At 67.0% G+C, this 1,505-nt stretch carries 1 protein-coding gene; it reads right to left on the bottom strand.

The window, feature by feature from the left end:
• Nucleotides 1-55 precede the first annotated feature (55 nt).
• The gene (locus tag ACFVUH_RS37345; RefSeq protein ID WP_387918093.1) at nt 56-1,324 is read right to left on the bottom strand and encodes an IS110 family transposase; all 1,269 of its coding nucleotides are present in this window, start codon (nt 1,322-1,324) and stop codon (nt 56-58) included.
• Nucleotides 1,325-1,505 lie beyond the last annotated feature (181 nt).

Raw genomic sequence — 1,505 nt, 5'->3', positions numbered from 1 at the left:
GCCACTGATTCCCAATGAGGTTGTCAAGTAGCGTTGGTGACGCACTGTGGTCGGATCACGTCGCTGCGGTGTTTGCGCGGACAGTAGCGGTCTCGAAGGGCCTGTGGTCGCGCAGGAGCGCCCAGAGCACGTTCAGGCGACGCCTGGCGAGGGCCAGGACGGCCTGCTTGTGGGACTTTCCCTCCACGCGTTTGCGCTGGTAGTACCGCTTCGATTCGGGACAGTACACGGTGGCGACCTGGGCGGAGAGATAGAACATCCGCAGCAGTCGCCTGTTGTAGCGCCGAGGTCGGCGGAGGTTGCCGCTGACCTTGCCCGAGTCGCGGGGAACCGGGGCCAAACCGGCAACGCCGGCGAGCCGGTCGGAGCTGCCGAACAAGGACATGTCTCCGCCGGTGGCGGCGATGAACTCGGCGCCCAGCGTCATGCCGATGCCGGGCATGCTGGTGATCACCTCAGCGTCGGGATGCTCCTGGAAGCGGTCCTCGATCTGGGCTTCGAGCTCCGCGATCTCCTGGTCGAGGGCCATCACCGCCGCAGCCAGCGTACGGACCATGTTCGCGCAGGTCATCTCCCCGGGAACGACGGTGAGCTGGGCCTCCCCGGCAGTCACCGCCGTCTCCGCGGTGCTCTTGGCAGCGGTGCTGGTGCGCACGCCGTGGTTCTTCAGCCAGGTCGCGAGCCGCGACCGGCCGATTCGCCGCAGGGCCGCGGGAGTCTGGTAGCCGGTCAGCAGGATCAGCGCGCTCTTGGAGGCGCTCAGATCGAAGGCGCGCTCCAGGGCGGGGAAGTACTCCAGCAACTGGGCACGGAGGCGGTTGATCGCACGGGTGCGGTCGGCCGCGAGATCGATCCGGCGAGTGGTCAGGATCCGCAGGTCCACCGCGATCTCACCGAGCTCCTGCAGGGGCTGCAAGTCACGGCGCATGCGGGCGGTATCGGCGATGACGAACGCGTCCTTTGCGTCCGTCTTCCCGCTGCCCCGGTAGGCCACTGATGCGTGGTTCACGGTCCGGCCGGGGATGTAGAGCAGCTTCTGGCCGTGGCCGACCAGCAGCGCGATCCACAAGGAGGCCCCGCCTGCGTTCAGGTCGACGGCCCAGGTGACCGGATCGCCGTCGGCTATCCCCAGTACGTCACCGAGGAGTTCGAGCAGTTCAGCCTCGCTGTTCGGCACGCGCCGCGAGAGCAGTGTCGTTCCGTTGGTGTCGATGACCGTGCAGTGGTGCTCGGCCTTCCCCGCGTCCGTCCCGGCCCACAATTCGGGCACCTGATCCTCCTCCGACGTGGTGTTGAGTCCCAGCAGACGACCTCGCCGACGCATCCATACGAGCGATTCAGTTCGCGTATCCCAATTAGCGGCCGAGTCGTCGCGGGGTGCCGGGCGGCCAATCAGTGGAAGCCACATCATCGGCGGTCGGGTGACAGCCATACCCAGCACCCCTGGGTGCCCCGATCCTACGAATGACCGGAACGGCCCACGACGAACGGTATGGATCGGGTGA

Source organism: Kitasatospora sp. NPDC058032 (genome assembly GCF_042885845.1).
Classification (GTDB): Bacteria; Actinomycetota; Actinomycetes; order Streptomycetales; family Streptomycetaceae; genus Kitasatospora.
The sequence above is the reverse complement of the archived record's forward strand: the minus strand, read 5'-3'. Positions and strand labels throughout refer to the sequence as shown.